The 23789-nt window shown below is 68.0% G+C and carries 22 protein-coding genes and 1 pseudogene; 16 read left to right on the top strand and 7 right to left on the bottom strand.

Annotated elements, in window-relative coordinates:
• Position 1: 1 nt before the first annotated feature.
• Positions 2-1261: a glutamyl-tRNA reductase gene (locus tag AB0O89_RS09810; RefSeq protein ID WP_363496875.1), complete on the bottom strand. Its 1260-nt coding sequence runs from the start codon at positions 1259-1261 to the stop codon at positions 2-4.
• Positions 1262-1302: 41 nt separating this feature from the next.
• Here AB0O89_RS09810 and hemE point away from each other — a divergent pair, with 41 nt between their 5' ends.
• Genes hemE through hemL form a run of 8 tightly spaced genes read left to right on the top strand, consistent with a single transcriptional unit; the run spans position 1303 to position 9733 of the window.
• The gene (hemE, locus tag AB0O89_RS09805) at positions 1303-2424 is read left to right on the top strand and encodes a uroporphyrinogen decarboxylase (RefSeq protein ID WP_363496872.1); all 1122 of its coding nucleotides are present in this window, start codon (positions 1303-1305) and stop codon (positions 2422-2424) included.
• A complete protein-coding gene (locus AB0O89_RS09800; RefSeq protein ID WP_363496869.1) occupies positions 2414-3802 on the top strand; it encodes an FAD-dependent oxidoreductase in 1389 nt (462 codons plus the stop codon). The genes hemE and AB0O89_RS09800 overlap by 11 nt, the downstream gene beginning before the upstream one ends.
• 30 nt (positions 3803-3832) lie before the next feature.
• Entirely contained in the window at positions 3833-4528 is a 696-nt protein-coding gene (hemQ, locus tag AB0O89_RS09795; RefSeq protein WP_363496866.1) for a hydrogen peroxide-dependent heme synthase, read from the top strand.
• Positions 4525-5739, top strand: coding sequence for a ferrochelatase (locus AB0O89_RS09790; RefSeq protein WP_363496863.1), 1215 nt, complete (start codon positions 4525-4527; stop codon positions 5737-5739). The genes hemQ and AB0O89_RS09790 overlap by 4 nt, the downstream gene beginning before the upstream one ends.
• A complete protein-coding gene (gene hemC, locus AB0O89_RS09785) occupies positions 5736-6659 on the top strand; it encodes a hydroxymethylbilane synthase (protein ID WP_363496860.1) in 924 nt (307 codons plus the stop codon). The genes AB0O89_RS09790 and hemC overlap by 4 nt, the downstream gene beginning before the upstream one ends.
• A complete protein-coding gene (locus tag AB0O89_RS09780; RefSeq protein ID WP_363496857.1) occupies positions 6652-7419 on the top strand; it encodes a uroporphyrinogen-III synthase in 768 nt (255 codons plus the stop codon). Before hemC ends, AB0O89_RS09780 begins: the two co-directional genes overlap by 8 nt.
• Positions 7416-8417: a porphobilinogen synthase gene (gene hemB, locus AB0O89_RS09775; RefSeq protein ID WP_363496854.1), complete on the top strand. Its 1002-nt coding sequence runs from the start codon at positions 7416-7418 to the stop codon at positions 8415-8417. Before AB0O89_RS09780 ends, hemB begins: the two co-directional genes overlap by 4 nt.
• A complete protein-coding gene (gene hemL, locus AB0O89_RS09770; RefSeq protein ID WP_363496851.1) occupies positions 8414-9733 on the top strand; it encodes a glutamate-1-semialdehyde 2,1-aminomutase in 1320 nt (439 codons plus the stop codon). The genes hemB and hemL overlap by 4 nt, the downstream gene beginning before the upstream one ends.
• A 28-nt stretch (positions 9734-9761) precedes the next feature.
• Here the strand turns inward: hemL and AB0O89_RS09765 are convergent, their stop codons facing one another.
• Together AB0O89_RS09765 and AB0O89_RS09760 are read right to left on the bottom strand one after the other, a co-directional pair.
• Positions 9762-10022: a DUF4190 domain-containing protein gene (locus AB0O89_RS09765; protein ID WP_363496910.1), complete on the bottom strand. Its 261-nt coding sequence runs from the start codon at positions 10020-10022 to the stop codon at positions 9762-9764.
• A 66-nt stretch (positions 10023-10088) separates the two neighbouring features.
• Positions 10089-11513: pseudogene (locus tag AB0O89_RS09760) on the bottom strand (sugar porter family MFS transporter); the annotation flags it as partial.
• A 92-nt stretch (positions 11514-11605) separates the two neighbouring features.
• On the opposite strand from AB0O89_RS09760, the gene rsmA reads away from it, so the two are divergent.
• The 8 genes from rsmA (at position 11606) to AB0O89_RS09720 (ending at position 18216) form a co-directional block, all read left to right on the top strand.
• Positions 11606-12460, top strand: a complete 855-nt coding sequence (rsmA, locus tag AB0O89_RS09755) for a 16S rRNA (adenine(1518)-N(6)/adenine(1519)-N(6))-dimethyltransferase RsmA (protein ID WP_363496848.1) — start codon at positions 11606-11608, stop codon at positions 12458-12460.
• Positions 12461-12469: 9 nt separating this feature from the next.
• Positions 12470-13549: an aldo/keto reductase gene (locus tag AB0O89_RS09750; RefSeq protein ID WP_363496845.1), complete on the top strand. Its 1080-nt coding sequence runs from the start codon at positions 12470-12472 to the stop codon at positions 13547-13549.
• Positions 13546-14520, top strand: coding sequence for a 4-(cytidine 5'-diphospho)-2-C-methyl-D-erythritol kinase (locus tag AB0O89_RS09745; protein WP_363496842.1), 975 nt, complete (start codon positions 13546-13548; stop codon positions 14518-14520). Before AB0O89_RS09750 ends, AB0O89_RS09745 begins: the two co-directional genes overlap by 4 nt.
• A gap of 137 nt (positions 14521-14657) precedes the next feature.
• Positions 14658-14960 (top strand): DUF427 domain-containing protein, encoded by a 303-nt coding sequence (locus tag AB0O89_RS09740; protein WP_300594675.1) that lies wholly within the window; start codon positions 14658-14660, stop codon positions 14958-14960.
• Between the two features lie 12 nt (positions 14961-14972).
• Positions 14973-15815, top strand: coding sequence for an ATP-binding cassette domain-containing protein (locus AB0O89_RS09735; RefSeq protein WP_363496838.1), 843 nt, complete (start codon positions 14973-14975; stop codon positions 15813-15815).
• Positions 15812-16498, top strand: a complete 687-nt coding sequence (locus tag AB0O89_RS09730) for an ABC transporter permease (protein ID WP_363496835.1) — start codon at positions 15812-15814, stop codon at positions 16496-16498. Before AB0O89_RS09735 ends, AB0O89_RS09730 begins: the two co-directional genes overlap by 4 nt.
• Positions 16495-17256 carry an ABC transporter permease subunit gene (locus AB0O89_RS09725; RefSeq protein WP_363496832.1) on the top strand — a complete coding sequence of 254 codons (762 nt, stop codon included), beginning with the start codon at positions 16495-16497 and terminating at the stop codon, positions 17254-17256. Before AB0O89_RS09730 ends, AB0O89_RS09725 begins: the two co-directional genes overlap by 4 nt.
• Positions 17257-17301: 45 nt before the next feature.
• Positions 17302-18216, top strand: coding sequence for an ABC transporter substrate-binding protein (locus AB0O89_RS09720; RefSeq protein WP_363496829.1), 915 nt, complete (start codon positions 17302-17304; stop codon positions 18214-18216).
• A 322-nt stretch (positions 18217-18538) separates the two neighbouring features.
• Here the strand turns inward: AB0O89_RS09720 and AB0O89_RS09715 are convergent, their stop codons facing one another.
• From AB0O89_RS09715 to AB0O89_RS09700, 4 genes are all read right to left on the bottom strand, one after another.
• Complete coding sequence (locus tag AB0O89_RS09715) at positions 18539-18829, bottom strand: metal-sensitive transcriptional regulator (protein ID WP_195691893.1); 291 nt, start codon at positions 18827-18829, stop codon at positions 18539-18541.
• Positions 18826-20511, bottom strand: coding sequence for an FAD-dependent oxidoreductase (locus AB0O89_RS09710; RefSeq protein ID WP_363496825.1), 1686 nt, complete (start codon positions 20509-20511; stop codon positions 18826-18828). Before AB0O89_RS09710 ends, AB0O89_RS09715 begins: the two co-directional genes overlap by 4 nt.
• A 72-nt stretch (positions 20512-20583) precedes the next feature.
• Positions 20584-22401, bottom strand: a complete 1818-nt coding sequence (locus AB0O89_RS09705) for an ABC-F family ATP-binding cassette domain-containing protein (RefSeq protein ID WP_363496822.1) — start codon at positions 22399-22401, stop codon at positions 20584-20586.
• 39 nt (positions 22402-22440) lie between these two features.
• Positions 22441-23757 (bottom strand): GNAT family N-acetyltransferase, encoded by a 1317-nt coding sequence (locus tag AB0O89_RS09700; protein WP_363496819.1) that lies wholly within the window; start codon positions 23755-23757, stop codon positions 22441-22443.
• Positions 23758-23789 lie beyond the last annotated feature (32 nt).

Raw genomic sequence — 23789 nt, 5'->3', positions numbered from 1 at the left:
CTCACGTGCCGGGATTCGGCGCCTCCGAGAAAACTGCTTCGACCGCCGCTGACCAGCGTTCGCCCTCCCCGGAGGAGGCCAGTGTATGGCCGCGCGCAACGACGTGATGCATGATCACGCCGGCAAAATGCCGGAGCGCCCGTTCGGTCTTCAGGGAACTCTCGGACGAGTTCTCGGGGAGGCGGGAGATCTCGGCATCCAAGAGCGTCTGTACCCACGCCCGCGCGGCCCGAACAGCGGGCGCGACATCGTGGACCCTCCCCGCTCCTGCGTGGCGTAGTGCTGCATCGGCGACGATCGCCTTCGCGTCGGCGAGCGAGGCGAACTCGTCGAGCGGTGCGTGTAGGCGAATCGTCTCGAGGTCGAGTACCTCGACGCCGTGACGTGACTGCACGTCGGCCGAGACGTTCCGGGGCATGCCGAGGTCGATCACCAGGAGCCGCTCCGCTGCGGCCGTCACCGCGGCGCGACCCGCATCCAGTTCGTCGCCGCCGAGCACGACCCGGGTCGTGCAGGTCACGATGACATCAGCTGACGCGATCTCGGCGTGATACGAATCAGGGTCGACCGGGATCAGGCCGTGTCGCTGGGCGAACTCCGGACTACGACCGGATGCCGAATGAACACGGATGCCGCGCGCACCGCGCACGCGCAGCGCCGCCAACGCCGCCGCGGCATACCGACCGGTGCCGATGAGGAGCACACGGGCGCTCGACCAGTCGGTGATCCGCGAGGAGGCGAGTTCGAGGGCCAGGCGAACCAGGGAACGCCCGGATTCGCCCACCCGCGCCGAGTTCTTGACCGTCCGTGACGTTTCTTTCGCGCGCTCGAAGAGATGCTCGAGGGCGCGGGTCGTCATCCCTTCGCCGCGGGCGTCTTCGTAGGCGCGGGTGACCTGACCTGCAATCTCGTCTTCGCCGACGACGACCGAATCCAGGCCCGACGCGACGGCGAACAGATGATGAGCGACGCGATTTCCGACAGTGACATCGAGTGTCTCGCGCAGCTCTCGGTAGGCGATTCCCGAGGCGTCGGCCAGTTCGCCGAGCGCGGCAGTGACGGCGGATTCGGCCGAGTGGCCCTCGTCGGGGTCGATATCGAGGTAGGCCTCGAACCGATTGCAGGTTGCGAGCACCACGGCGCCGCCGATCGACTCGTGGGCCAGGGGGATGTCGCGGCGGACGTGGTCGCCCACCGCCGCGAGGCGCTCGAGGGAGGCGAACGGGGTAGCCCGGTGGTTGGCCGATAGGCAGACCAGCATCGCTTCCTCCTCGCGTCGACTGGTTAGTATATCGATTAACTATGCAGCTCTCCGATCAGCATCCGCTCGTTGCGCACGCGACGAAGGACTCGCACCTCATCCGCGCCTTCCTCGGACACCGACCCGCCACCACCCCCGTGTGGTTCATGCGGCAGGCCGGCCGTTCCCTTCCCGAATACCGCGCGCTGCGTGAGACCGGCTCGATGCTCGACGCCTGCTTGAACCCCGCTCTTGCCAGCGAAATCACGCTGCAGCCGGTGCGCCGTCACGGCGTGGACGCCGCCATCTTCTTCAGCGACATCGTTGTGCCGCTGGTGCTGGCCGGGGTCGATGTTCGCATCGTAGCCGGCCGTGGCCCCGTCTTCACCGAGCCCGTCCGCACGGCCGCCGATATCGCGCGGGTCACCGCGATCGACCCGAAGACCGTCACCGAGCGGGGCGCGCCGATCATCGACGCCGTGCGCCGCACGACCGAGATGCTGGGGGACGAGTCTGCAGCCCGCGACACGCCCCTCCCGCTCATCGGTTTCGCGGGGGCCCCGTTCACGCTCGCGGCCTACCTCGTGGAGGGCGGGCCCTCCAAGGACCACCTCGCCGCGCGCCGCCTGATCCACGAGGACCCGGCAGGATGGGCTGCGCTCACGCAGTGGCTCGCGGAGATCAGCGGGCGGTTCCTCGCCCTCCAGATCGAGGCCGGCGCCAGCGCCGCGCAGTTGTTCGACTCCTGGGCCGGATCCCTCTCGCCGCGCCTGTACCGGCAGGCAGCACTCCCGGCATCCGAAAAGGCCCTCGCTCACGCCCGGCGGATCGAACCGCCTGCGGGCTCGGGGATGCCGCGCATTCCGCTCTCGCACTTCGGCGTCGGCACCTCCGACCTTCTCGCCGACCTCGCGAGCCTGGATCTCGACGTCGTGGGCATCGACCACCGGATCGATCTCGACGAGGCAGTCAAGCGGATCGGGAGAGAGGTCACCGTGCAGGGGAACCTGGATCCCGCGATGCTGTTTGCCCCTGTCGAGGTCCGCGCCGCAGAGGTCTCTCGGATCATCGCCGCGGGCGCGGCTGCGCCCGCTCACGTCTTCAACCTCGGGCATGGGGTTCCGCCCGAGACCGATCCTGACGTGCTGACGGATCTTGTCGCGATGGTGCACGATGCCCGCTGAGACGGACGAGATCGTCGATGTCTGCATCGTCGGCGCGGGGATGGCGGGCCTGGTCGTTGCCGCTGAGACCGCCGCCGCGGGGCTCCGGACCGTCGTCGTGGACGCCTCGGACCGTGTGGGCGGCATGCTCGCGCCGGTCATCATCGACGGTGCGGGGCAGGTCGCTGTGGATGCCGGTGCCGAGTCGTTCGCAACCCGAACGGCTGGCGTGACAGATCTCATCGACCGATGGCAGCTTCCCGTCGCTGTCACGGCCCCGAACCCCGCCGGGGCGTGGCTGGTCGCCGGGGGTGAGTCCGGCATCCGTCGCGCTCCGCTTCCGCGGCAGAGCGTCCTGGGGATCCCCGCCGATCCCAGCGCTGCCGACATCCTGGCGCTCGTTCCGCCCCGCGCCGAGCAGGTGCTGCCCGTGCCCGCCGAGGAGCCTTCGCTCTACGACCTTGTGGCCTCACGACTCGGTGATGACCTGGCAAGCGCGGTGGTCGACACCGTGTGCCGCGGCGTCTACTCGCGCTCTGCCGGCGACCTGAAGCTCTCGGTGGTGCACCCGCAGCTGTGGCAGCGGTTCGTGCAGACCGGCGCGCTGACGGACGCCGTCGCCGAGCTTGCCGCGGGGCCTCGCCCCGGCAGCGCTGTCGCGGGGATCGTCGGCGGCATGTGGCGGCTACCCGTCGAGCTGGCAGCCCGCTCCCGCGCCGCCGGGGCGACCATCCTGCTCCACACCCCGGTTCGTCGCATCCATGGTGCCGAAAGCGCGTTCGAGAGCATGGGCGACGGGGCACGCGGCGAGGTGCTGAGCGTGGATGCAGGGAGCGTCGCGATCCGCGCCCGAACCGTTGTCATCGCCACCGGGCGCGACCAGGCGCTGCGGCTGCTCGGGGAACACGGCGACGGTGACGGAACGCCCGTCGAACTGGCGATCGCGCTCGTGCGCTCCCCGGGTCTTGATGCTCACCCGGTGGGCACGGGAGCGCTGATCGCCGACGCTGCACCCATCGACGCAAAGGCGCTCACGCACGCTAACGCGAAGTGGGGATGGCTCGATCAGCAGCTCGAGCCTCACCACCACGTCATCCGGCTCTCGGCGCGCGATGGTGTCACGGGAACGTTCGATGAGGCATCCGTCGCCACGGCGATCAGCATCGTTACGGGAGTGTCGGTTGCGCCGCAGGACGTGCGCGAGCTGCACGTGCGCCACTGGGATGCTTCCTCGTCGTCGTCCTCGATGCCCCTTGTCGCCGCTGACCCCCGCCTGCACCTCGCCGGCGCCGCGGTGGCAGGCACCGGGCTTGCCTCGGTGGTGCCGCATGCGCGCGAGGTCGCCGCAACCCTGATCCACGCGCTCGCGGCACCCCCGCTCGCATCCGCCGCTTCTTGACCCGCACCGCCGCTTCTGACTGGAGGAATCGTGACCGATCCCGTAACCCCCGCCGCCTCGGGCCCCGAGCCCGAGTCGACGCCCGCGGGCTACACCCTGTTCACCGTGCTCGCCGTCCCGCGCGTAGCGGCACCGAAGTTCGGTGACCTCGAGGCCGAGATCGCAGAGCTCCCCGGCGCCGGTGTGACCTTGCGCGGTCTCTACGACGTCACCGGCATGCGCGCGGATGCCGACCTCATGGTGTGGCTGCACGGTGAGGACCCCGCGGCTTTGCAGGCAGCGCTTCGCCGGCTTCGTCGCACCGCGGCGCTGCACGCGTCGAGCATCACGTGGAGTGCCATGGGCGTTCACCGCGAGGCCGAATTCAACAAGCGTCACGTTCCCGGGTACCTGCGCGGGGAAACGCCCCGCGAATGGCTCTGCCTCTACCCGTTCGTGCGCAGCTACGAGTGGTACCTGCTGCCCGAGCAGGAGCGCTCAGCGATGCTCGCCGAGCACGGCCGCAAGGGCAGCGCTTTCCGTGATGTCGTGGCCAACACGGTCTCGACTTTCGCGCTCAGCGACTACGAGTGGCTGCTGCCGCTGGAAAGCGACAACCTGCTGAGCCTTGTCGACATGATGCGCGATCTTCGCGCGACGGATGCCCGCCGTCATGTCCGTGAGGAAGTCCCGTTCTTCACCGGGAGACGCGTCGAGGTCGGCGAGCTCGAGGACGTCCTGTCGTGACCGCCGAGAACTTCCGACCCAAGCCCCCGCACGCGACCGGTGCCTACTGCGCGCCGGGGGCTGCGGTGTGCGGTGCGACGCCCGCGGCGGCATCCGGCCCGGCACACGTGGAAGAACCCGTCGCGTACGACGCGCTGCTGCTGCTCGGGTTCGGTGGACCCGAGGGGCAGGATGACGTCATCCCGTTCCTGCGCAACGTCACCGCCGGTCGCGGCATCCCCGACGAACGTCTCGAAGAGGTCGCGCACCATTACCGCCACTTCGGCGGCGTCTCGCCGATCAACCAGCAGAACCGCGATCTGGTCGCTGCCCTGGATGCCGAGCTTCGCGCACGCGGCATCGATCTGCCGGTCTACTGGGGCAACCGCAACTGGATGCCGTATGTCGCCGACGCCGTGCGGCAGCTGCACGCCGACGGACACCGCCGCGTCCTGGCGCTGGCAACGAGCGCCTACAGCTCCTATTCGTCATGCCGGCAGTACCGTGAGGACCTCGCCGACGCGCTCGAGGCTACGGGTCTCGGCGCGCAGCTCGAGATCGACAAGATCGCGCAGTTCTTCGATCACCCCGGCTTTGTGGCACCCTTCGTCGCCGGCATCCGCGCAGGGTTCGCAGAGCTGCGGGAGCGGGGCATCGAGAATCCGAACGAGATCGAGGTGCTCTTCTCCACCCACTCGATTCCCGTCGCCGATGCCGAGCGCTCCGGGCCCCGCGACCGGGACTTCGGGCCGGGTGGTGCCTATGCCGCGCAGCACGCCGCCGTCGCTACGCAGATCATGCGTGAGCTCGGATCCACGAGCCCCTGGCAGCTCGTCTACCAGAGCCGCTCTGGCCCGCCGTCGGTGCCGTGGCTTGAGCCCGACGTCAACGATGCGATTGCGCAGCTGCCTGACCAGGGGCGGCGCGGCGTCATCATTGTTCCTCTCGGGTTCGTCAGCGACCACATGGAAGTCATGTGGGACCTCGACACCGAAGCCATCGAGACCGCCACCGAGCTCGGTCTTGTCGCCGTACGCACCGCGACCCCGGGAACATCGCCCACCTACGTCGCGGGCCTCGTTGACCTCATCGAGGAGCGGCTGAACGGGACCCCGGCATCGCAGCGCCCGCGGGTGACCTCCCTCGGTCCGTGGTTCGACGTGTGCCGGCCCGGATGCTGCGAGAACGCCAGGCTGGGCTTCCGCCCGGCACTCGCGGGGTTGACGCCATGACCGTGCGCTTGGGTACCCGGGCCAGCACGCTGGCGATGACGCAGTCTGGGACGGTGGCACGGATGCTGACAGCATCCTCGGGCCTCGAGGTCGACCTCGTGCCGCTGACCACCCACGGCGATGTCGCCACCGGTTCTCTCGCGTCGCTGGGCGGCACGGGTGTGTTCGCGACGGCCCTGCGCGAAGCGCTGCTCGCGGGGGAGTGCGACCTGATCGTTCACTCCCTCAAGGACCTGCCGAACGCCGCTTACCCGGGCCTGACGCTGATCGCAATTCCTGAGCGCGAGGGTCAGCGCGACGCGCTGTGCTCGCGCGGCGGCGTGACCCTCGCCGAGCTCCCCACCGGTGCGCGCGTGGGAACCGGATCCCCACGCCGGGCTGCACAGGTTCTGCAGCGCCGCCCCGATCTCGAGGTCGCCGACATTCGCGGCAACGTGGACACGCGCCTGCGCAAGGTCGCGGACGGCGAGTACGACGCGGTCGTCCTCGCCGAAGCCGGCCTTCGCCGGATCGGCCGGGACGCCGAGATCGCGGAGCTGTTCGACCTGCAGTCCTGGCCGACCTCGGCCGGACAAGGGGCGCTGGCTGTCGAGATCCGCACCGCCGACACGACGACCGAGCTGGGGCGTGCGCTCCGGGGACTGAACGATCCCGCCGCCGCGATCCCCGCGCTCGTGGAGCGTGCCGTGCTCGCCGAGCTCGAAGCCGGGTGCGCTGCCCCGGTCGGTATCTCCGCGGTCCAGAGCGGCGAGAGCGTCGAGGTCGCCGCGACGGTCTACCGGAGTGATGGGTCGCGCAGCATCCGTGTCGAGGATGCCGCGCCGGTCGCCGTCGTTGCCGAGCCGGCGGGCCGGGCGGCGCTTGCTGAACGGGTCGTGCGGACGCTCCGAGACCGCGGGGTCGATGAGCTCGATGACTGAACCATTCGATGGACGCACCGTGCTTGTGCCGCGCGGCGGAGCATGGGGGGAGCGCGTCGCGCGCCTGCTCACGGACCGCGGCGCGGTGGCTGTGATTGCGCCGCTGATCGAGACCACACCACCGCGTGACGTGGAGGCCCGCGACCGCTCCTTCGCAGCGCTTGCCGCGGGCGAGTACGACTGGGTGTTCATCACCAGCGCCGCCGCGCTCGAACACCTGCGGGCGGCGGGTGTCGAGATTCCTGCTGCAACGAAAGTCGCAGCGGTCGGGCGTGCGACGGCCCGCGCCGTCGTGGATGCCGGGTTCGACGTCGACTTCATTCCCGCCGGACGTTCCTCGGCGCTCAGTCTCACCCAGCAGTGGTGCTCGGCCCATGATCCTGCGGGCGTCGGGCGGTGCCTTGTCTTGCGCTCTGACCTCGCCATGGCGGTGGTCAGCGACGAACTGGAGATTCGCGGCTACGCGGTAGACGTCTGCATCGCCTACCGCACCGTCGGTGTCGACCTCGCTGAGGCGATCGTCGATGATCTTCGATCGGGGCGGATCGACACCGTTCTTCTGACCTCGACAAGTGTCGTTCGAGAGCTCAGCCATCAGGTCGGCGCGCTCCCCGAGCACACTCTCCTCGCCTCGCTCGGCCCTGGCACGACCCGGGACGCCGAGCGTCGCGGGCTCATCGTGTCGCTGACCTCGCCCGAACAGAGCATCGAGGCGCTCATCGCTGCCCTTCCCCACACATCTTTGGAGACCCGCGCATGACGACCCTTCCTGCCCACCGCCCGCGTCGGTTGCGCCAAAGCTCCGCGATGCGGCGCCTGGTCACCGAAAACGCGCTGTCGGCATCCGCCCTCGTGCTCCCCGTGTTCGTGACCGAGCGAGAAGAACCGCAACCGATCGCAACGATGCCGGGCGTTCGGCAAGAGACCCTCGAGACGCTGCCGCAGGTCGTGGATGCCGCAGCCGACGCGGGCCTCGGCGGCATCATGCTGTTCGGCGTGCCCCTCGCCCGGGATGCCGTCGGATCCGGGTCCACCGACCCCGACGGCATCCTCAACCGGGCCATCCGCGTCGCCCGCACGGCAGCTGCGGGCCGGCTCACCGTGCAGGCCGACCTGTGCCTGGACGAATTCACCGACCACGGGCACTGCGGGGTGCTCGATGCGCACGGACGGGTCGACAACGATGCGACGCTCGAGCGCTACACGGCGATGGCGCTCGCGCAGGCAGACGCTGGAGCCGAGATCCTGGGCCTGTCGGGAATGATGGACGGCCAGGTCGCCGCGGTTCGCGAAGCCCTCGACGCGGCGGGGCGATCGGATGTCGTGCTCCTGGCCTACTCGGCCAAGTATGCGTCGGCGTTCTACGGGCCGTTCCGGGACGCCGTCGAATCCACTCTCGTCGGCGACCGAAAGACCTACCAGCTCGACCCGGCAAACGGTCGCGAGGGGCTGCTGGAGGCATCCCGCGACATCGATGAGGGCGCCGACATCGTCATGGTGAAGCCCGCAGGGCCCTACCTCGACGTCCTCGCAGCGGTTGCGGAGCGCTCGTCGATCCCGGTGTGGGCCTATCAGGTGTCGGGGGAGTACGCGATGGTCGAGCTCGCCGCGGCAGCCGGGGCGATCGACCGCGATCGCGCGATCATCGAGTCCCTGATCGGCATCCGTCGAGCAGGAGCCGACGCGATCCTGACCTACTGGGCGCTGGAGGTCGGGCAACTGCTGCGCGACGGGCACGGCGCTGGAGGTGCGCGATGACCCACAACGACGAACTCTTCGCCCGGGCTCAGATAGCGATGCCCGGGGGCGTCAATTCGCCGGTGCGCGCCTTCGGCTCGGTCGGCGGCACACCCCGGTTCTTCGTGTCCGCCCGCGGGCCGTACGTGACGGATGCCGACGGCCGCGAGTACGTGGACCTCGTCGCCAGCTGGGGGCCGGCGATCCTCGGTCACGCGCATCCGGAGGTCGTTGCGGCCGTTCAGGATGCCGCTGCCCGCGGCCTCTCATTCGGTGCGAGCACACCGGCTGAGACCGAACTCGCCGAACAGATCGCCGCCCGGGTGGGTGCGGTCGAGCGTGTCCGCCTCGTGTCGACCGGCACCGAGGCGACCATGACGGCAGTGCGACTGGCGCGCGGCTTCACCGGCCGCGAACTCGTGGTGAAGTTCTCGGGTCACTACCACGGGCACTCCGACGGGCTTCTCGCCCAGGCAGGCTCCGGCCTTGCCACTCTTGCGCTGCCGGGCTCGGCCGGCGTTCCCGAGGCGATTGCCGCCCACACGATCGTCGTTCCGTACAACGACCCGGATGCGCTCGCTGCGGTATTTGCGCAGCATCCGGGGCGTATCGCTGCCGTGATCACCGAAGCCGCAGCCGCCAACATGGGTGTCGTTTCTCCGCATCCGGGCTTTAACGCCCTGCTCGCGCGGGCCTGCCACGACAACGGAGCGCTGCTCATTCTCGACGAGGTGCTCACGGGCTTCCGTGTCGGCCCCGCGGGTTTCTGGGGGCTGCAGGATGCCGCGGGCGAGACCTACACTCCCGACTTGTTCACGTTCGGCAAGGTGGTCGGCGGCGGCCTCCCCGTCGCAGCGGTCGCCGGGCGCGCCGAGGTCATGGAGCTCCTCGCCCCCCTCGGCCCGGTGTACCAAGCCGGCACGCTCTCGGGGAATCCGGTCGCTGTGGCGGCGGGGCTCACGACGCTCCGACTCGCGGATGCCGCCGTCTATGCGCGGCTCGACAGTGCTGCCGACGAGCTTTCGGCCGCGGTGGGGGACGCTCTGGCACGCGAGGGCGTCGCTCACGGCATCCAGCGGGCGGGGAACCTTTTCAGCGTGTTCTGGGGCGAGGATGTCGCGGCCGGCGTGTCCGACTACGAGAGCGCCGTCCGGCAGGAGGCGTTCCGGTATCGCGCGTTCTTCCACGCGATGCTCGATGCCGGTGTCTCGCTCCCGCCGTCTGCGTTCGAGGCGTGGTTCCTCACTGCCTCGCACGACGACGGGGCGCTCGAGCGCATCATCGCTGCTCTGCCCACCGCGGCGCGAGCTGCCGCTGCAGCCCGCGCCTTCCGCTGATGCGGCCCAATCAGGCTGGCGCGACGGGCTAGCCTAAGGCCCCGGCGAGACTCGACCACCAAGCTACGAGGATAACGATTCCGATCGCAGCAAGCGCGATCGAGACCCAACCGATGACGACGCCAGCAAGCGCAAGCCCGTGGCCGGGTTCTCGAGTTCGCCTAATCTCTTGAAGCGCGATGTGTCCTGTGATGATTCCGATGATTTGGCCGATCACCGGGACGATCAGGACGCCGAGAATCGAGGAGATCAGAGAGACAACCGCGAGGGTGTTTGTCTTCGAGCCGATCGGCGCGGTCTCGGGGCCGAGCTCCGAGCCAGCCGACGAAGAAGGTGTCGCTCTCTCCCTGAAGGTGAACAGCGTCTCGGTCTGTTCGAGCTCCATGCCCTTGGTCTCGGGGATGCGCCACAGCACGAAGAAGAACGACAGTGCCGCGAACGTCGCGTACATGCCGTACGTCAGCGGCAGTGACCAGCTCGACATCACGGGGAAGGTCATGGTGATCAGGAAGTTCGCGATCCACTGAGCGCCGGCAGCGACACCGAGCGCCTTGCCGCGGATACGGCTCGGGAAGATCTCGCCGAGGAGCACCCACACGAGCGGGCCCCACGAGGCGCCGAATCCGATGACGAAGAGGTTCGCCGCGACCAGCGCGATCGGACCCCATGCGCCGTCGAGGTGGACGTCCTTGCCGGTACCGGTGGCGAACGAGAAGGCCAGCGCCATCGTGCCGAGCGACAGGGCCATGAGCACGGAACCCGTGAGCAGGATCGGCTTTCGGCCGACCCGGTCGACCAGGAAGATCGCGATCAGCGTGACGAGCACATTTGTCACGCTCGTGATCACGCTGATCAGGGGAGCGTTGGTCATGCCGACCGAGTTCCACAGGCTCGTCGAGTAGTAGAAGATCACGTTGATGCCGACGAACTGCTGGAACACCGACAGGATGATGCCGATCCAGACGATCGGCTGAAGACCCAGGGCCTTGCCCCGAATCGATACTCCCGCGTTCTTCTTGTCGGTCTCGATGGCAAGCGTCAGCTCGTTCATCGTCTTGTCGAGGTCGACGGCGGGCACCAGGCGCGCGAAGATCGCCCGCGCCTCGTCAGTGCGGCCCTTGCTGATCAGGTAGCGCGGTGACTCGGGCACGGTGAACGAGAGGATGCCGTACACGGCCGCGGGCACGACGGCGACCAGGAACATCCAGCGCCACGCTTCCAGGCCCAACCACAGCACGTTGTCGGCGCCGCCCGCGATGCCCTCGAGCCAGGCATCCGACAGGAGCGCCGCGAAGATACCGATCGTGATCGCGAGCTGCTGCAAAGAGGCGAGCGAGCCGCGGATCTGCCGGGGCGCGACTTCAGCGATGTAGGCGGGCGCGACAACTGACGCGATACCGATGCCGATACCGCCGACCACGCGCCACAAACCGAGGTCCCAGACCGAGAAGGCGAGACCGGTTCCGATCGCGCTGACGAAGAACATGATCGCGCCGAGGAACATGACCCGGAGGCGCCCCCAGCGGTCGGCGAGGTTGCCTGCCATGAGCGCGCCGACTGCACAACCGAGCAGCGCGATGGCGACGATGAACCCGGTGACGAAGTCGTTGAGGGCGAAGTCGCTCTGGATCGACTCGACAGCACCGTTGACGACCGAGGAGTCGAAGCCGAAGAGGAATCCACCGACAGCAGCGGCGATGGACAGGCCGACGGCGCGGCGACCATAGGGACTATTGAGGGAGAACGTCCCCGTGGGGAGCGCGTCAGATGAGGATGTCACGCGACTCACCGTACTCCCGCCGCGGCGGCGCGTGACGGATTCCGGTTACCCGATTCGCGAAGTCCGCGCGTGAGGCGAACTACAGTGAACCCATGCCCGTCACCCTCATGGGCGCCGCGGAAGTGCGGGCGCTGGCCGCAGATCTCGACGTCACCCCGACCAAAAAACTCGGACAGAACTTCGTCGTCGACGCCAACACTGTGCGCAAGATCGTGCACCTTGCCGGCGTTCAGGCCGGGGAGCACGTCGTCGAGGTCGGCCCCGGGCTCGGCTCTTTGACGCTCGCAATTCTGGAGACCGGAGCCGAGGTCACCGCCGTCGAGATCGATCACCGCCTCGCCGAGCGTCTGCCCGCCACGGCATCCGCTCACGGCGTTCCCGAGGGTGCGTTGCGGGTCATCGATCAGGATGCCCTGCGGGTGACCGAGCTTCCGGGCGACCCGGCAGTGCTCGTGGCCAATCTGCCCTACAACGTGTCGGTTCCGGTGCTGTTGCACTTCCTCGAGACCTTCCGGTCGATCGCCCGGGGGGTCGTGATGGTTCAGGCCGAGGTAGGGGAGCGGCTCGCCGCCCCGCCCGGGTCGAAGGTGTACGGGGCGCCGAGCGTCAAGGCTGCATGGTGGGGAGCGTGGCGACTTGCCGGGACGGTGTCACGTCAGGTCTTCTGGCCCGTTCCCAACGTCGATAGCGTCCTCGTCGGTTTCGAACGCTCCGAACCGTTGGGCTCGGAGGAGGAGCGGATCCTGACCTTTCGCATCATCGACGCCGCGTTCCAGCAGCGCCGCAAGATGCTCCGTCAGGCGCTTGCCGCGGTGCTCGGCGGAAGCGCGCTCGAGGCATCCGTCGCGCTCGAACGCGCCGGGATCGCGCCGACTGCCCGCGGCGAGGAGCTGACGGCCGAGCAGTTCCTGCGCATCGCCAGAGCAACCCCCACGGCTGCGCGATAGCCTCGAAGCATGACCGAAGAGCAGCGATTCTCGCGCAGCCGAAACGACATCCACCGCCCCTACTCGGCATCCGAGAGCCGCTACTCCAGCACCGACTACCGGCAGGTGGGTACGTCGGGTCTGTACCTCCCGCCGATCTCGCTCGGACTGTGGTGGAACTTCGGTGACAACATCCCGTTCGACAACCAGCGGGCGCTGCTGCGGCACGCCTTCGACTCCGGGATCACGCACTTCGATCTGGCCAACAACTACGGGCCGCCCTACGGATCTGCCGAGACGAACTTCGGACGGATGATGCGCGAAGACTTCGCGCGCTACCGCGATGAGCTGATCATCTCGTCTAAGGCCGGCTACGACATGTGGCCGGGGCCGTACGGCGACTATGGCTCGCGCAAGTACATCCTGGCGAGCGCCGACCAATCGCTGGCTCGCATGGGTCTCGACTACGTCGACATCTTCTACTCGCACCGCATGGATCCGGTCACCCCCGTCGAAGAGACGATCGCAGCTCTTGACACCCTCGTGCGCCAGGGCAAGGCGCTCTACGTCGGGATCTCGTCGTACTCGGCAGAGCAGACCGCGATCGCCGCGGCCGTGGCCCGGAGCCTCGGGACGCCCCTGGTTATCCACCAGCCGTCGTATTCGATGCTCAACCGCTGGGTCGAGGACGGTTTGACCGGCGTGCTGCGTCAGGAGGGTCTGGGGGCTATCGCATTCACCCCGCTCGCGCAGGGCCTGCTCACCGACAAGTACCTCAGTGGTGCGGCCGCTGATCGCGCGCAAAACCGCAACTCGGTTCCTGCCGACCGGGTGTCAGAGCATGGCAGCTCGCTCCTGGGCAGCTTGAACGAGATCGCCCGGCAGCGGGGACAGAGCCTCGCGCAGATGGCAATCCAGTGGGTGCTGCGGGACCCGGTCGTCACCTCGGCGCTCATCGGAGCGTCGCGCCCGTCCCAGCTCGACGAGAACCTCGCGGCGCTCGCAGGGCCGGCATTCGACACCGAGGAGCTCGAGCAGATCGATGCACTCACCGACGGGATTGACCTGTCGCCGTCCGGTCCCATCTGGGCGGGCTCTGCGGCATCGTGACCGCACCGCTTCGCTCCGACGTCGTCCGGGTGAGGGCACCGGGCAAGCTCAACGTGTTCTTCGAGGTCGGCCCGCTGCTCGACGATGGCTACCACGCCGTCGCTTCGGCATACCAGGCGGTCTCGCTGTTCGAGGAGGTGTGGGCCGTAGCGGCGGATGACTTTCGGCTCGAGGTCACCGGCTCGGTGGATGTCTCAGGGGTCCCACTCGATGACCGAAACCTTGCGCTGCGGGCTGCACGTATCCTCGCGCAACACACCGGCTACGACGGCGGCGTTCACCTCACGATCGACAAGCACGTCCCCGTCGCCGGCGGAATGGGTGGTGGTTCGGCGGATGCTGCTGCGGCACTGGTCGCCTGCGATGCGCTGTGGGGCACCGACGTGGGATCTGGCGAACTGCAGCGGCTTGCTGCCAGACTCGGTGCCGACGTCCCGTTCGCCCTCATGGGTGGAACCGCGGTGGGCCTCGGCCGGGGGGACCGGCTCAGTCCCGCGCTCGCGACCGGTCGCTTCGAGTGGGTCATCGCGCTCGCCGATGGCGGACTGTCCACCCCCGCGGTGTATGGCGAACTCGACAGGCTTCGGGCGCGGACCGCGTCGGCCGGGCATCCGTCGACGGGCGCGATTCCGCTGGACCGCATTTCTGGGGGCCGCGACGATGACGAAGACCCGGCGGTAGCAACGGGGGTGCTGCACGCCCTTCGGGCAGGTAACCCTGAGGAACTCGCGGCTCACCTGCACAACGACCTGCAGGAGGCGACGCTGTCGCTGCGACCAGAGCTGGGCGAGGTGCTCGAGCTGGGGGAGCGGGCGGGAGCCCTCGCCGGGATCGTGTCGGGGTCGGGACCGACCACCGCATTCCTCGCGGAAGATCTCGAGTCGGCCTTAGAACTCCAGGTGACGTTGTCCGCCGCCGGGTACACGGCCCTCCACGCGCACGGACCCGTGCCCGGCGCGCGTCTGATCTGACCGAGCCGCTGGCGCCCCTGATGCGCGCCGCGGATATTACCGCCGGCTTTCCGCTTCGGCCAGAACCGCCCCAGTGTCCCAGGCCTCCGGTAGCGTGATTCGAAGCCGAATCGGCGGTCCCCGACGAACGGAGAACCATGAAGGCTGTCATCGACAACGTTGTCATTGCAGAGGCGTCTCGCGATGATCTCCTCTCGATCGAGGGGAACTGGTACTTCCCGCCGAGCAGCATCGCCGACGGCGCGCTGGCCGAGAGTCCGACGCCGTACACGTGCCCGTGGAAGGGTGTGTGCCAGTACTACGACATCGTCGCCGATGGAGTCACGCACTCCGATGGGGCGTGGGCCTACCCGACGCCGTACCCGAGCGCGTTTGATCGCGTCGGGGCCGACTTCTCGGGCTATGTCGCCTTCGGGAAGGACGTGTCGGTCATCGACTGACTCGGTGCCGCCGTGATCATCTTCGACGACGTCACGAAACAGTTCCCCGACGGAACTCGCGCTGTCGACGGGTTCAGTCTGACCCTCCCCGCGCACAAGACGACGGTCTTCGTCGGCTCATCCGGATGCGGCAAGACGACCCTGTTGCGCATGATCAACCGCATGGTGGAGCCGTCGCAGGGCGTCGTCACGATCGACGGTGAGGACATCGCTGGCAAGGACCCGGTCAAGCTGCGCCGCAGCATCGGCTACGTCATGCAGAATTCCGGCCTGTTGCCGCACTACACCGTGATCGACAACATCGCGACGGTTCCCGTGCTCCAGGGGATGTCTCGCTCTGCCGCGCGCAGCCGCGGTCTCGAGCTCATGGACACGGTGGGGCTGGATCGCTCGTTCGCCAAGCGATATCCGAGCCAGCTCTCCGGCGGCCAGCAACAGCGGGTGGGGGTCGCGCGCGGACTTGCGGCCGATCCCAACATTCTCCTGATGGACGAGCCCTTCGGCGCAGTGGACCCGATCGTGCGCGCCGAACTGCAGCAGGAGTTGCTGCGGCTGCAAGACGAGGTCGACAAGACCATCGTGTTCGTCACTCACGACATCGACGAGGCGTTTCTGCTGGGGGATCAGGTCGTCATCCTGGAAAAAGGTGCACACATCGCCCAGGTCGGCACGCCGAGCGAGATTCTCGAGAACCCGGCATCCGAGTTCGTGGCGTCGTTCATCGGCGCCGACCAAGGGAAGCGCTCGCTGCACCTGAAGAAGACCGCGACCGGTACGGCTGTGATTGACGGGCAGGGGCGCACGCAGGGGATGCTCCGTGATCCGGATGAGAGCGCGCGAGGCGTACCGTCGTGACCTGGGTTCTGGACAACCTCGATCTGATCCTTCAGCTGTCGGTGGAACATCTCCGCCAGTGTCTGATCGCGATCCTGCTCGGGTTCGTCCTGTCGATTCCGCTGGGCTTTCTCGCCTGGCGGTTCCGATTTCTTCGTGGCACCGTCGTCACGATTACGGGATTGATGTACACCATCCCCTCGCTCGCGCTGTTGTTTCTGCTTCCCGCGGTCTTCGGCTACGTCGCGTTCAGCGATCTGAACCTCATTCTCGCGTTGACCCTCTACGCGATCGCGCTTCTCGTGCGGTCGGTCGTTGACGGACTCAACTCGGTTGACGAGGGGGTACGTGGCGCGTCCACTGCCATGGGCTTCTCCGGTGCGCGCCGGTTCTTCGCCGTTGAGCTACCGTTGGCCGGCCCCGTCATCCTCGCGGGCCTGCGCGTTGCAGCCGTCAGCACCATCGCGCTGGCCCCCGTGGGAATTCTCGTCGGCGTCTCGAATCTGGGATACCTGTTTACCAATGGCCTCCAGCGGCGCATCATCCCCGAGGTCCTCGCGGGGGTTGTCGCCGTCGTCGTTCTCGCCCTCGTGATCGATCTCGTGCTGGTTCTGATCGGGCGGATGCTGATGCCGTGGACACGCCGAACGCGAGTGCGGCCCCGCTCAGCCTCATCCGCTGTTCCGGCGGAGGTGAGCGCGTGAATCTTCTCATCGACGCCTGGGCCTGGATCGTCGCGCCAGAACAATGGTCCGGCCGATACAGCCTTCCGACGCTGCTGCTGGAGCAGCTCGGGTACACCTTCGCCGCCGTTGGAATCGCGGCTCTCATCGCCGTGCCGATCGGCTGGGCGATCGGACATACCGGCAAGGGGCGCGAGGTCGCTGTTGCCGTCTCGGGCGCGGCTCGCGCCATCCCCTCGTTCGGACTGCTGATTCTTCTCGTCCTGGTCATCGGCGTGACGCGTCGTGCGGAAGCTGCGCTGATCACGTTCGTCCTCCTTGCCATCCCGTCTCTGTTGGCCGGCGCCTATACCGGCCTCCAGGCGATCGATCGGGCCACGATCGACGCGGCACGCGCCATGGGGATGACTCGCTGGCAGATCCTGTGGCGCGTCGAGGTTCCGCTGGGTCTCCCGCTGTTGGTCGGGGGCCTTCGCACCGCAACGCTGCAGGTTGTCGCAACCGTCACGATCGCCGCCTACGTGAACCTCGGCGGTCTGGGATTCCCGATCATCCAGGGCCTTCCGCTGCGGGCGTTCGATCAGGTTCTTGCCGGATCGATTCTCGTTGCCCTCCTCGCGCTGATCCTCGACGGACTGCTCGCGCTGCTGCAGCGCGCTGCAGTGCCGCGCGGGCAGCGTGCCACCAAGACCCGGCGCCCGCCAGCCGATACCGAGTCCCGGTCCGACGACACGCCCGCTCCCGTGGCAAGCGCCGCGGCATCTAGCCCATCCTCCTGACTGCACCACCACAGGCCCCGCACCACCAGAAAAGAAAGAGGCACCATGACCACCACACGCACCCTCCGCGCCGCCGCGCTCGCCGGCGCTGCCGCGCTGCTGCTGGCTGGCTGCGCTTCGGGCAACCCGTTCGAAGAGCCCACCGACGGTAGCGGAAGCGGCGAGATGATGTCCGACACGATCGTGGTCGGCTCGCAGGCGTATTACTCCAACGAGATCATCGCCGAGATCTACGCGCAGGCTCTCGAGAACGCCGGCTTCGATGTCGAGCGCCAGTTCAACATCGGCCAGCGGGATGCCTACATCCCGGCGCTCGAGAGCGGCGAGGTGACGCTGTTCCCGGAGTACAGCGGAAACCTCCTGCAGTACTTCGACCCCGAGACGACTGCCCGCACCGCTGACGAGGTCTACGCCGCGCTCCCGGATGCGCTTCCCGAAGGGCTCGTCGTGCTCGACCAGTCCAGCGCGACCGATCAGGACTCGTACACCGTCACGTCGGCGTTCGCCGACCAGTACAGTCTCGTCTCGATCGCCGATCTCGCTAACGTCACCGAACCCCTGACGCTCGGCGGTCCGCCGGAGCTCGCCGAGCGTCCCTACGGGCCGACGGGGCTGGCTGATGTCTACGGGATCGACGTCGGGTTCTCGGCCACGGGTGACACCACGTTCGAGGACCTCGAGGCGGGCACCATCAACCTCGCCAACATCTACACGGCCGACCCGCGCATCCAGACGGCGGGCCTCGTGGTTCTCGAGGACCCCGAGGGGCTCTTCCTCGCCTCGAACGTCGTCCCCGTTGTGAACGCGGATGTCGCCGACGGGATCGCCGACGTCATCAACGCAGTCAGCGCCGCCCTCACCCCTGAGGGTCTGGTCGCACTGAACGTGCAGAGCACCGTTGACGAGATGTCGCCCGCCGACATCGCGTCGCAGTGGCTGCAGGAGAACGGCCTGAGCTAGCCAACACGACGACAACGAAGCGGCTGCCGCCCGAGAGAGGGTGGCAGCCGCTTCCGAGTTCGGGGGCGGTGGTTCAGCGGCCGAACAGGCTCGCGAAGAACCCCTTCGACGGCTCGTTCTCATGTCCGGCGCAGCGCTGGGCTTTCGGGACCCCGGCGAGGGCCTGCTGCACGTGCTGACCGCACCCGCCCCACGTCACTTTGCCGCACTTCCGGCACGTCGTCTGATAACACATGATGTCTCCTTCGATGGCTGCGCAGGGCAGCACAAGTAGCGGTCCGTCACGGCGACGGTCCGGGTGATGACTGTCAGGGGAGGTGGTTCAGGCGAGCGAGAGGAAGAGCTTCTCCAGCTCCTCCTGCGTCAGGCCTTCAGCCTCTGCGGTGCCGTCCGGGTCGGCGACGCAGTCACGCATCGCGGCCGAGATGATGGCGAATCCGGCGCGGTCGAGCGCACTCGTGACGGCGGAGAGCTGTGTCACGATGTCGCGGCACGTGTCGCCAGCCTCAACCGACGCGATGACAGCGTTCAGCTGACCCTGTGCACGCTTGAGCCGGTTCGTGATGCGCTTGCGCGTTGCCGCCTGCTCCTCGGGGGTGCCGGTGATCATCATGCGTGGACCTCTTCTCTGACAAGGATGCTGGCGGCCTGATCGCCCCACCACTGGCGGAGGGTCTGCGTGCCCCCGGAGAGCGATGCTGCTTCGAATCCGTTACCCACCAGAATGCGGTAGGCGATGTTCGATCGGACACCCGCCGCGCACAGAGCCGCGACCGGGCGGCCCTGCGCGGCCTTGCGCACCTCGTCGAGGCGTTCGCGCAGTTCGGTGTGTGGAATGTTCAGCGACCCCTCGATGTGGCCGCCGTTGTATTCGCGGGGCGTGCGGACATCGAGGATCAGCGCGGTGTCCCGCATCCGGTCAAGCTCGTCGGCGTACCAGAGTTTCAGCCTGCCGTTTTCGACGTTTTCAGCGACCATCCCGACGAGGTTCACGGCGTCTTTGGCCTGACCGTACGGCGGGGAGTAGGCAAGGTCGAGATCCATGAGGTCGGTGGCGGGCAGGCCGGCACGGATCGCCGTCGCGAGAACGTCGATGCGCTTGTCGACTCCTTCATAACCGACTGCCTGTGCGCCGAGGATCCGCCCATCGCGCTTCGAGATGTGGACGATCAGGTGTACGGTCGAGGCGCCGGGAAAGTAGCCGGCGTGCTGCATCGGGTGCAGGTGGATTGTCGTATAGTCGATCCCTGCCGCGTCCAGGCTCGCGCGGTTCGCGCCGGTCATCGCCGCTGTGATCTCGCCGACCCGCACGATAGCTGTCCCCACGGGTTGCGGGATGGGACGGCCGCCAGCCATACCGAAGATGTCGTCGGCGATGAGCCTGCCGGCGCGGTTGGCTGGGCCCGCGAGCGGCACGGGACGCTGGACGCCGGTGACGGCATCCGTACTGATGACGGCGTCACCGGCGGCCCACACGCCATCGGCGGAGGTGCGACCGCGGTCGTCGACGACAATGGCGCCGCGAGAGGTCTCGATTCCTGCCGCTTCGACGAACGCGGTGTCGGGGCGAACGCCGACCGAGAGGACGACGAGGTCGGTCGGGATGCGCGTGCCGTCCGCGAGGATGACGACATCTGAGTCGTCTCCGACCTCGACGCTTTCAGCGGCAACTCCCGCGTGAACCCGGATGCCGAGGTTTCGCAGCTGCGTCGTTACGACGGATGCCATCTCGCGCTCGAGTGGCGGAAGAACGTGCGGGGCAAGCTCCACGACGTCGACCTCGAGTCCGCGGTGGCGGAGGGCTTCGGCAGCTTCGAGGCCGATGAAGCCGGCGCCGAGCACCACCCCGCGTCGAGCGCCCTCATCGACCCACTTCTTGAGGGTCACAGCGTCGGAGACGGTGCGGAGGGTTCGGACGCGCGGGGAGTCGAGCCCGGGGAGCGGTGGCCGAATGGCTACGGCGCCCGGTGCGAGGATGAGCGCGTCGTAGGCCAGTTCGTCGACACCGGATGCTGAGGCGACAGTGACGGTCTTCGCTGCCGTGTCGATCGCGGTCACGTCGTGCCCTGTCCGCACGTCGAGGTTGAGGCTCGCGCGCAGCGTCTCGGGCGTGTGGAGCAGAAGCGACCCCTCGTGGGGAATCTCGCCGCCGACGTGGTAGGGAAGGCCACAGTTCGCGAACGACACCTCCGGGCCGCGCTCGAGAACGATGATCTCGGCTGACTCGTCGTGACGTCGGGCGCGGGCGGCCGCGCTCATCCCAGCGGCCACGCCGCCCACGATGACGATGCGCATGGAGCACTCACTTTCTTGGGGAGAAGATAGTGAGACTATACCCCAGGGGGTATAACGTGGGCAAACTCGCTGCTAGGTTGCGAGCTCGGTGAGCTCGAACCAGCGCTCCTCGAGAGATGCGATCTCTGTCTCCACGTCGCGGAGCTCATCACCCAGTCGCGTCAGACCCGCGAAGTCGCTCTGGTCGTGCGCCGCCATCCGCTCGTGGATGTCGGCGGTGCGCTGCGTCAGCCGCTCCAACTTGCGTTCGATCGCGTTCAGTTCCTTCTGCGCGGCGCGCAGGTCGGCGCCCGATAGTCCGGGTTCCGACGAGGCCGGTGCTTCCGACGCGCTGCCCGGTCGCTCCGTTCCGGCATCCGTGGTCTGCTCGCGCACCCGCAGGTACTCGTCCACCCCACCGGGGAGGTGACGCAACCGGCCGGCGCCGCCGGGGCCGGGAAGGATCGCGTACTGCTGATCGGTGACGCGCTCCAGGAAGTACCGGTCGTGCGAGACGACCAGCAGCGTGCCGGGCCACGAGTCGAGCAGGTCCTCCATCGCGGCGAGCATGTCGGTGTCGAGGTCGTTGGTCGGCTCATCCAGGATGAGGACATTCGGCTGGTCGAGGAGGATCAGCAGCAACTGAAGCCTGCGTTTTTGGCCTCCCGAGAGGTCGCGCACCGGAGTCGACAGCTGCGCGGAGGAGAACCCGAGGCGTTCGAGCAACTGGCCGGGAGTGAGTTCTTGAGCTTTCGAGCCGGAACCGATCGTGTAGCTCGTTCGGAGTCGTCCGATCACGACACGCACGGGGTCGGCCAGGTGTTCCTCAAGTTCGTCAAGGCGCTGCGTCAGGGTCGCAACGCGCACGGTCTTGCCGCGCTTGACCCGGCCGCCCGTGGGTGAGACGCTGCCGTCGACCAGTCCCAGGAGAGTTGACTTTCCGGCACCGTTGACGCCGAGGATGCCGGTTCTCTCGCCCGGTGCGATGCGCCACTCGATGTCATGCAGGATCTCGCGGCCGTCGAAGCTCACCGAGGCATCCAGCAGATCGACGACATCCTTGCCCAGGCGCGTGACCGCCAGCGACTGCAGTTCGGTGGAGTTGCGGATCTCGGGGACGTCAGCGATGAGCGCGTTGGCCGCGTCGATGCGGAACTTCGGCTTCGAGGTCCGTGCCGGGGCGCCGCGACGGAGCCATGCGAGCTCCTTGCGTGCAAGGTTCTGCCGACGGGCCTCGATCGCGGCAGCCTGGCGATCGCGTTCGACGCGCTGCAGGATGTAGGCCGCATACCCTCCCTCGAACGGTTCGACGATCCGGTCGTGCACCTCCCACGTCAGGGTGCATACCTCGTCGAGGAACCACCGGTCGTGTGTCACGACCAGCAATGCCCCTGAGTTCGCCGCCCACCGCTTCTTGAGGTGTGCGGCAAGCCACGCGATCCCCTCGACATCGAGGTGGTTGGTCGGCTCGTCGAGGATCAGGATGTCCCAGTCGCCGATGAGCACGGCGGCCAGGGCGACACGCCGGCGCTGACCACCCGACAGCCTCGAGAGGGGAGCATCCCAGTCGAGGTCGGTGACCAGCCCGGCAAGGACGTCACGGATGCGGGCGTCGCCCGCCCATTCGTGCTCGTCGAGGTCGCCGACGATCGCTCGTCCCACCGTCTGGTCGTCATCGAGCGTGTCCTGCTGGTCGACGACACCGATGCGAGTCCCGCCGCGGACGGTGACCTTGCCGGCATCCGGTTGCAGGCGGCCCGCGATCATGGCGAGCAGGCTCGACTTGCCGTCGCCGTTGCGGCCGACGATCCCGATCCGGTCGCCCTCCGCGATGCCGAGCGTGACGGAGTCGAAGACCACTTTCGTGGGGAACTCAAGGTGCAGCGCCTCAGCGCCGAGAAGATGTGCCATCCCCTCCAGGCTAGGCGCCGCGCGGAGTTCAGCCGCGCGTCAGTACCAGAAGCTCAACCGCGGAGCCTCCACGGTCTGGAACACGCGTGCAATCCGGGTCGGATCGTCGGTCACGATGCGACCGGCTCTCGCCAGCGTCACGGCTGACACGCCACCGAGGAACAGCGACGACAGCTCACGCACGCCGAGCCGTACCGACGGAAGCTCGGCCGGAGAAGCATCGACAGCCTCAACTGACGCGCGACCCTCGGCATCCGTCGTCAGCACGAACGTGCCCCCGGCGATCCCCAGTGGATCGTCCACCTCGAGAGCGATCGTGTCGGCGGCGCCGAAGCGGCGACTCGCGAGCGCCGCCGGCACGTCGAGGATGCGCACGTATTGGTGGTCGGTGACGGTAATCTTCGCTGCCCGCTGGTCTGCGATCATCCACCACAGCGGCTCGTCGAGGCCAAGTTCTGACGCACGCAGAAGCGCGATGAGATCCATCTCGAGCAGGAAGCGCCAGAGGCCCGCGTAGGCCTCGTCGGTCGCGGCGAGCAGCCACGACAGCTCGAGCGTGGATTCGCTGAAGTCATCGTGATTCTCGACCACCCGGTAGACCGCCAGGCCGTCGACCTCACCCGCAGGCGAGCGGTACTGGATAGCGCGCAGGCGCTCCGCCTTCTCGGCATCGGGGCTCGTGCCGAAGAACCGATTGAGGTGTCCGCCCGGCAGCGAGATCTCACCGGGCGATAAGACGCGCACCCGCTCGTGGAGGGCTTCCGCTACCTCCCGCGCCTGTTCGCGGGATACGAAGTCCACGCGTCCAGGTGCGTCGGGCCCGATCCACCCGGCCCGGCGCGTACGAATCTCCCAGTTCGCCACCGCTGCTGCCGCACCGAACCCGAACCTGCCGTAGATGGTCGATTCGCTGACGGTCAGTACGGCAACGGGCAGGCCGAGCGAAGCGGCGGTGCGCAACTCTCCCGCCATGAGCGAACGAAGGATGCCGCGCCGCCGATGGGTCGGAGCGACGGTCACCGAGCTGATCGCGCTGGCGGCTACGGTGCCGCCCGGCACGGTGAGTTCGGTTGGCCACGACGCAAAGGTCGCGACCGGAGTCTCGGGCTGCGGCGAGCTGGCGTCGTAGACGCCGAGCTTACGGCGGTGAGCCGTGTGTCCGACGAAGGCTTCGCGGCGCACCTCGCCCGGCTCCTCCTCGAGAAATCCTCGCGCAACCGCAGACAACCACGGATCGTTCTGTGCTCGGGAGGTGCTGTCGACAGCGGCCACCGTCAGGCCGTGCTGCGCAAGAGACTCCGATAGTGCCGCATCGAGGGGCGCATTGTGGAAGGACTTCACATGGTCACTCGTCATGCCTCCACGCTACGCGGAGCGGAGGACATCCC

Source organism: Microbacterium sp. NPDC076895 (assembly GCF_040687115.1).
Classification (GTDB): Bacteria; Actinomycetota; Actinomycetes; order Actinomycetales; family Microbacteriaceae; genus Microbacterium.
This window is presented reverse-complemented; position numbering and strand designations above follow the sequence as displayed.

Bases quoted from the DNA above. Each gene is read 5' to 3' on its own strand.
- AB0O89_RS09810 (WP_363496875.1), bottom strand. From the start codon at position 1,261: ATGCTGGTCTGCCTATCGGCCAACCACCGGGCTACCCCGTTCGCCTCC.
- hemE (WP_363496872.1), top strand. From the start codon at position 1,303: ATGCAGCTCTCCGATCAGCATCCGCTCGTTGCGCACGCGACGAAGGAC.
- AB0O89_RS09800 (WP_363496869.1), top strand. From the start codon at position 2,414: ATGCCCGCTGAGACGGACGAGATCGTCGATGTCTGCATCGTCGGCGCG.
- hemC (WP_363496860.1), top strand. From the start codon at position 5,736: ATGACCGTGCGCTTGGGTACCCGGGCCAGCACGCTGGCGATGACGCAG.
- AB0O89_RS09780 (WP_363496857.1), top strand. From the start codon at position 6,652: ATGACTGAACCATTCGATGGACGCACCGTGCTTGTGCCGCGCGGCGGA.
- hemB (WP_363496854.1), top strand. From the start codon at position 7,416: ATGACGACCCTTCCTGCCCACCGCCCGCGTCGGTTGCGCCAAAGCTCC.
- hemL (WP_363496851.1), top strand. From the start codon at position 8,414: ATGACCCACAACGACGAACTCTTCGCCCGGGCTCAGATAGCGATGCCC.
- rsmA (WP_363496848.1), top strand. From the start codon at position 11,606: ATGCCCGTCACCCTCATGGGCGCCGCGGAAGTGCGGGCGCTGGCCGCA.
- AB0O89_RS09750 (WP_363496845.1), top strand. From the start codon at position 12,470: ATGACCGAAGAGCAGCGATTCTCGCGCAGCCGAAACGACATCCACCGC.
- AB0O89_RS09740 (WP_300594675.1), top strand. From the start codon at position 14,658: ATGAAGGCTGTCATCGACAACGTTGTCATTGCAGAGGCGTCTCGCGAT.
- AB0O89_RS09720 (WP_363496829.1), top strand. From the start codon at position 17,302: ATGACCACCACACGCACCCTCCGCGCCGCCGCGCTCGCCGGCGCTGCC.
- AB0O89_RS09715 (WP_195691893.1), bottom strand. From the start codon at position 18,829: ATGATGATCACCGGCACCCCCGAGGAGCAGGCGGCAACGCGCAAGCGC.
- AB0O89_RS09710 (WP_363496825.1), bottom strand. From the start codon at position 20,511: ATGCGCATCGTCATCGTGGGCGGCGTGGCCGCTGGGATGAGCGCGGCC.
- AB0O89_RS09705 (WP_363496822.1), bottom strand. From the start codon at position 22,401: ATGGCACATCTTCTCGGCGCTGAGGCGCTGCACCTTGAGTTCCCCACG.
- AB0O89_RS09700 (WP_363496819.1), bottom strand. From the start codon at position 23,757: ATGACGAGTGACCATGTGAAGTCCTTCCACAATGCGCCCCTCGATGCG.